Origin of the sequence: Streptomyces sp. NRRL F-2664 (genome assembly GCF_000719345.1) — a bacterium.
GTDB lineage: Bacteria > Actinomycetota > Actinomycetes > Streptomycetales > Streptomycetaceae > Streptomyces.
The window spans coordinates 21,044-27,232 of sequence record NZ_JOFX01000053.1; the positions used below are offsets into that span (position 1 = coordinate 21,044).

General features: G+C 75.1%; 3 protein-coding genes. All 3 read right to left on the minus strand.

Annotated features, from left to right (window positions below; genetic code table 11):
* Window positions 1-93 precede the first annotated feature (93 nt).
* The 3 genes from fxsT to IF89_RS0131290 all read right to left on the minus strand — a co-directional run bounded on the left by fxsT (window position 94) and on the right by IF89_RS0131290 (window position 5,931).
* On the minus strand, window positions 94-3,198 hold the full coding sequence (gene fxsT, locus IF89_RS0131280) for an FxSxx-COOH system tetratricopeptide repeat protein (protein ID WP_078628624.1): 3,105 nt from the start codon (window positions 3,196-3,198) through the stop codon (window positions 94-96).
* Window positions 3,199-3,262: 64 nt separating this feature from the next.
* Window positions 3,263-4,525: an aKG-HExxH-type peptide beta-hydroxylase gene (locus IF89_RS0131285; RefSeq protein ID WP_043194640.1), complete on the minus strand. Its 1,263-nt coding sequence runs from the start codon at window positions 4,523-4,525 to the stop codon at window positions 3,263-3,265.
* On the minus strand, window positions 4,522-5,931 hold the full coding sequence (locus IF89_RS0131290) for an FxsB family cyclophane-forming radical SAM/SPASM peptide maturase (RefSeq protein ID WP_234327934.1): 1,410 nt from the start codon (window positions 5,929-5,931) through the stop codon (window positions 4,522-4,524). The genes IF89_RS0131285 and IF89_RS0131290 overlap by 4 nt, the downstream gene beginning before the upstream one ends.
* Window positions 5,932-6,189 lie beyond the last annotated feature (258 nt).

Below are 6,189 nucleotides of genomic sequence, written 5' to 3' on the forward strand. Positions count from 1 at the left end.
GAAGCGCGTAGCGATTGGGGGCGCACCGGGCTCCCGCCCCCTCACCCCCGACCCGCGAGCAGCCCGCCCGGCCCGCCCGGGCACCCGTACCCCCTACGGCTGCGGTTCGAAGTCCCAGTACGGTCTGGCGCGTTGCTTCGCCGAGACCGTGTGGACGTGTTGGGGGCCCAGGGTGCGGGTCAGGCCCCTGATGCCCGCGTCCTCGTGCCTGGCCGCCTCCGTGTCCTCCCGGACGGACCGCAGGTCCGCGGCCAGCGCGATCTGGGCGCTCAGCGTCATCGGGTGGTCGGGGCCCAGGACCTGTTCGGCGGTGCGCAGGGTCTCCCGGCTCAGGTCCAGCGCGTCCTCCAGGCGGCCGGTGATGTTGCGGTGGCCGGTGGCGTTGAGGGCGCAGCCCAGCGTCCAGGGGTGCCGGGCGCCGAGGGCGCCGCGCATGCCCACGAGGGCCTGCTCCGCCAGGGAGAGGCCCTCGGTCCGCTCGCCCTGGGCGCGCAGGACCAGGCCGAGGTTGCCGACGGTGCCGATGCTGTACGGGTGGGCGAGGCCGAGCTGCGACTGGTAGCCGCGGACGACGTCCTCGGAGATGCGGCGGGCCTCGCCGATGTCGCCGTACTCCCGAAGGTACGTGGCGTAGTCGGAGGCGACCATCAGCGTCCACGGGTAGTCCACGCCGAAGACGCGCGTGGCCCGTTCCCAGACGGTCCGCAGCCGCAGGCCGGCGCCGGGGATGTCGCCGGACCGGCGCAGGCACAGGCCGAGGTTGTGCTCGGCGCGCAGGGTCTGCGGGTGCCCGAGGCCGAGCACCTGGGTGTTGAGCTTGACGCCCTGCTCCTGGCGGGTCTGGGCCTCCCGGTAGCGGCCCATGAGCCGCAGTCCCATGGCGCAGGCGATGCCGGAGGCCAGGGTGGAGATGTGCAGGGGCATCAGGACCCGTTCGCGGCGGCGCAGGGTGTCCAGGTCGAGGTCGTAGGCCTCCTGGTAGCGGCCGAGGAGCCGGTAGGTGGCGGCCAGGTTGTTCTGCGCGTCGAGGGTGACGGGGTCGTCCTCGCCGAGCAGTTCGCGGTAGGTGGCCAGGCAGTGCTCGAAGATGCCGCGGGCCGGTTCGAACTTGGCGATGCACAGCAGGACGCCGCCGTAGGCGCTGGTGGCGCGCAGGCTCTCCAGGTCCTGGTCGCCGCGTTCGCCGGTGAGCCGGTCGGCGACGGCCCGGGTGAGGATCTCGGCGCGGCGGAACAGGCCGAGGTTGCGCAGCGCGTTGCCGTACTGGTAGCTGAGTTCGCGGACCTTGGGGTGGTCGTCGCCGAGCCGGGCCCGCCAGATCTGGTCGGTCTCCTCGCACAGGCGCAGGCAGGTGTGGTACTCCCCCGCGAGGATCAGGTAGCGCAGGCAGTGCAGCAGGAAGTTCTGGATGCGCGGGTTGCTGCTGGTGATGACCCCGGAGGGGGTGAGGTGCGGGACGAGTTCGGCGTAGCGGGGCCAGAGCCGGGAGTCGGAGGGCCGGCCGGGGTCGGCGGCGGCGAGGACCTGGCGGACGGCCCGGGCGAGGGGTTCCGCCTCGTCCTCGGAGAGGTTCTGGCGGACGATGCCGTGGACCATGCGGTGCAGTTGCACGGTCTCCAGTCCGCCGCCGCCCTCCTCCACGGGGAGGTCGGAGTACTCCAGTCGTACGACGGAGAACTGGACGAGTTTGTTGAGGGCGGCGTTCCAGCGGATCTGGTCGTTGATGAGGCCGGCGAGCTGTTCGGGTACGTCGTCGGCGGGGAACTCGCGCAGCAGGCGCAGCGGGACGGGGCCGGGGGCGAAGAAGACGAAGAGCCGCAGGAGGGCGAGGGCGTCGGGGAAGTTCTCCCGGACGTTGTTGAGCAGGAGGGCGAGGGCTGTGGGGAAGGGCAGCGGGTAGTCCTCGGAGAGGGTGACGGCCTCGCGGGAGTCCATCCGGCGCTGGAGCAGGGCGAGGTAGTCGCCGACGGGCAGCGGTGAGTCGGCGAGCCAGCCGGCGGTCTGGTCGAGGGCGAGGGGGTAGTCCTCCAGGGCCTCGGCGAGCTGGTCGGCCTCGTCGGCGGTCAGGCGCAGGGCGCGGCGGCGGATGAAGGTGATGGACTCGGGGCGGGCGTAGAGGGGGACCTCGACGAGGCTGGTGTGCCGGGCGGCCCATTCGCGGTTGCGTGAGGTGATGATGACGTCGCCGGAGCCGCCGGAGGGAAGCAGGTCGATCAGGTCGTCGGGGTTGTCGCAGCCGTCGAAGACCATCAGCCAACGGCTGTACGGGGCTCCGCGGCGCAACGCTTCGAGGACTGACCGGATCTGCGCGCCGTAGCTGCCGGCGCCGCGCGGGAGGCCGAGGGCCGGTGCCAGGTCGGCGAGGCGTTCGCGGAGGGTGGGCCGGTCCTCGGCGGGGACCCACCACACGACGTCGTACTCGGAGGCGAAGCGGTAGGCGTACTCGGTGGCGACCTGGGTCTTGCCGACGCCGGACAGCCCGAGCAGGGTGACGGTGGACGCACCGGGCGGGGCGTCGCAGAGGGCTTGGCGGAGGGTGCCGATGACGTCGTTGCGGCCGGTGAAGCGGGGGTTGCGGCGCGGGACGCGTCCCCAGATCTCGGGCGGGTCGTTGGGGAAGCGGGGGCCGCGGCGGCCGGTTTCGGTGCCGATGTGTTCGGTGGGCAGTTCCAGGCGGCGCAGGACGCGGTATTCGGCCTCGTACGCGTCCAGGCCCCACAGGTCGGCCTTCTCCAGCACGGCCACGGCGCTGGGCAGGGGTGCGTCGGTGAGGCAGACGGCGGCGAAGCGGCCGGGGTGGTCGTCGGTGACGGCCCGCAGGGCGGTGTTCCACTCCTCCTCGGTGTGGGTGCCGGCGGAGAAATAGCGTTCGCTGAGGACGAGGAGGACGCGGCTGCCGGAGCGGGCGAGGTCGTCGAGGGCCTGGGTGAGGCCGGGGCGGTTCTGCGGGTCCCACCGCTGGAGGGTGACGCGGTGTCCGTGTTCTTCGAGGCGGTGGGCAATCCACACGGCCCAGGGGCGGTTGAAGCCGGCGAAGCTGATGACGAAGCGTTGCGGTGGCTGCGGCGGAGGCGGATGCAGCTGCTGGTGCTCGTGGGGCTCCTGCGGGCAGCGGGAGGGCGGCTGGGGTGGTGGAAGCCGCTGCGGTGGGGGAGGCTGTTGCGCTGCGTCGCGGTCCTGCCGGCTACCGGTGGTCATGCGGCCGTCTCCCTGGGCTGCGGGCAGTGGACGGGACTGAAAAGGTACCGCAGGGGACGGTCCGTCAGACCTGCGCGAAGAGCGCGAGTTCGGGGTGCCTCTCGCACCATGCGCGGCGTTCGCGGTCGACGGCCCGACGGGCCGCGGCGTGCTGGTCGCCGGGCGGCGGGAGCTCGTCCATGGCCCGTTCGGCGGCGGCCATCGCATCGGTGAACTCGCGTCCCGCGGCGGTCAGTCGGTCGTGGGCGCGCAGGACGGGCAGGACGGCGGCGACCTGGGCGCGGATCCTGGCGTGCTGGGCCCAGGCGCCGCGGGCGCCGTAGAGGGCGGCGCGCTGCCAGTACCCGGCGAGGGCCAGGTGGGCGTAGGCGCCGTGCAGGAGTCCCTCCAGCGGGCGCGGATCGCTGCGCCAGGGCGCCCAGTGGCGCGGCGTCGCGTCGGCGGTGTGCAGGGTCAGGACGTCGGCGAGGGCGGTGAGTTTGCCGTGCTGGACCTCGTGGACGAGGGTCGCGGCGAGCGCGGGCGGGGCCTGTGCGCGGGCCAGCACGGAGCCGGCGGCCGCGGGGAGGGTGGCGCCGCTGGAGCGGGAGCCGCCGGCGAGCGGTACGAGGGAGCGCAGCAGTTGTACGGTCTCCTCCGCGCGCACGGTGTCGTAGCGGTGGAGCAGGGTGAGGGCGCCGGTCCACTGGGTGTCCCACCGCTTGTGTCCCTTGGGGGTGAGGCGGCGGGCGGGCCGCAGGGGCGCCGGTGCGGGCTGTGCCGCGCCGGGCGCACGGTAGGGGTCGAGGTCGTCGAGGGCGGTGCGGCCGCCGGGCAGTGCGTGCAGGGGCAGGGTGGCGGGGTCGTCGGGGTCCCAGGAGCGTTCGGTGAGGACGAGCGGGCCCGGGCGGTCGGGGCGCAGCAGGCCGAGGGTGGGCAGGACGAGCCGGCCGTGCACGGGCCGCAGGGTGTGGGTGAACGGTATCCGGGCGCGCAGGGCGGCGGCCGCGGCGAGGGCGCCGAGGTGGGCGAGGTCCGGCGGCGGGCCGTACGGGGCGTGCAGCCGGCGCAGGGTCTCCTCGGCCCATACGCCGGTGGCCGGGTAGTGCAGTACGTCGCGTGCGGCGGCCGGGTCGTGCCGCTCGGCCTCCTCCAGCAGGGCCCAGTGCTCGGCGGTCCGGCCGGTCCGGCCGCAGGGCGCGGCGTCGAGGACGGCTCGGAGCAGTACCAGGCGCTTGGAGCGGCGTACGTCGTGGACCAGGCGGGTGCCTTCCGGGGAGGGCTCGGTGGAGGCGAGGGCGCGCAGGGTGGGCGTGGGCACGGTGAAGGCGGCGAGGGCGGCGGTCATGAGGCGGCCGCCGGCGGGTGGGCGGCGGTGGCGTGCTGGACGGCGGTGGCGACGTGCCGGATGAGGACCTGGAGGTCCGCGCAGTAGACGGACGGCTGCCGGAAGCCCTCGCCGGCCCGGTAGCGGTGCGGGTAGTGGCCGCCGCCGCACACCTCGACCAGTTCGCAGGCGCGGCAGCCGGCGGCGAGCGCGTCCCGTCCGAGCTGGCGGGCGGCGAATCCGGGATGGTCGAGGAGTTCGTCGAAGCTGTGGGTGTCGAGGGCCATGCCCGTGCCGGCGGCCCCCTCGTACGCGGATTTCAGGGAATCAGCCTGTTCGATGGAGCCGTCGGTCTCGATGACGGCGGTGGCGGCGGGCGCGAGCCCGAGGGTCTCGGTGGTGGCGGGCAGGCCGAGCAGCAGGGCGATGATCTCCTCGAAGAGCCGGATGCGGGTGCGGTGCCGTCCGTCGTGCCACCAGCGCTCGAAGACGGCGAGGAGCCAGTCGGCGTACGGGGTCCCGGGGTACGGGGTGCCGCCCGGGCGGCGGCCCGGACCGGGGGGCGGCGGGGAGCTCCAGTTGGCGAGCGGCAGCAGCAGTCCGACGGTGGGCGGTGCGAAGGCGAGCAGGGACTCGTAGGTCTCCACCGGGTCCTGGTCGAGGTCGATGACGCAGAGCACCCCGGCGTAGCTGTCCGGGTGGCGGGCCAGCAGGCGCAGGCCGCGGGCGGCGGCGCCGAAGCCGGGGCGGCCGGCGTGGTCCAGGCGCCGGGTGTTGTGCGCGGGGAGGCCCCCGTCGAGGCTGACACCGATGCGGATTCCGGCGGCGGCCAGGGCGGTGAGGCGGCCGCGGGTGATCAGGGTGCCGTTGGTCTGGACGGTGGCGGTGATCCGGGTGCGGGGGGCGGTGGCGGCGAGGGCGGCCCGCACGGCTTCGACGGGTGCGGCCAGGGCGGCGGGGGCGGTGAGGAGCGGCTCGCCGCCGTGCAGGACCAGGTCGACGCGGGGCAGGTCGTGGGCGGCCGCATGCTCGGCGATCCGCTGCGCGGCGCGGGCGATGGTGGCGGGGGTCATGGCGACGGGCTGGTCGCGCCAGCCCTGGTCGGCCATCTCGTAGACGTAGCAGTAGGTGCAGGCGAGGTTGCAGCGGCTGCGGGTCTTGAGCACGAACTGCCGTACGGGATGCGGAGGATGGCCTGCGGCCCGGGCGGCGGCGACGTCCAGCCGGGTGTAGGGCCAGGGGGCGTTGCGGGCGTGGACGGGGGCGGGCGCGTACGCGGGCCCGGCGGGGGGCGGGGCTCCGGTCGGCCGGTCCGGGCCGGGGACCGGGCCCGGGCCCGCGTGCCGAACGGGGTCGGCTCGCCGGTCGGGATCCGGGGGGCCGGGGGGCGCGGGCAGCGGGGATCCGCTCGTGATCGCTCGCCGCATCGCCGCACTCCTCCCCACCCCACCGCCGGGGCGCCCGGCGGACGGTCAATCCCTGCCCTTCCGCCGGTGCCGGCTAACGGCGGAAAGTGGTCAACCCCTCCGCTCCCGCGGGGGCAGCAGACCGGGTCCGGCCCGGGGCCCGGGACCGAGCCACTCCCGCGGGGGTGCGGCGAACCGGGGCACCGCCCCCTGGCCGGGTCTTCGCCGTGGCGGGCGAAACACGGTCGCGGCGACGGCGGAGTCGCGGTGCCGGGCAGG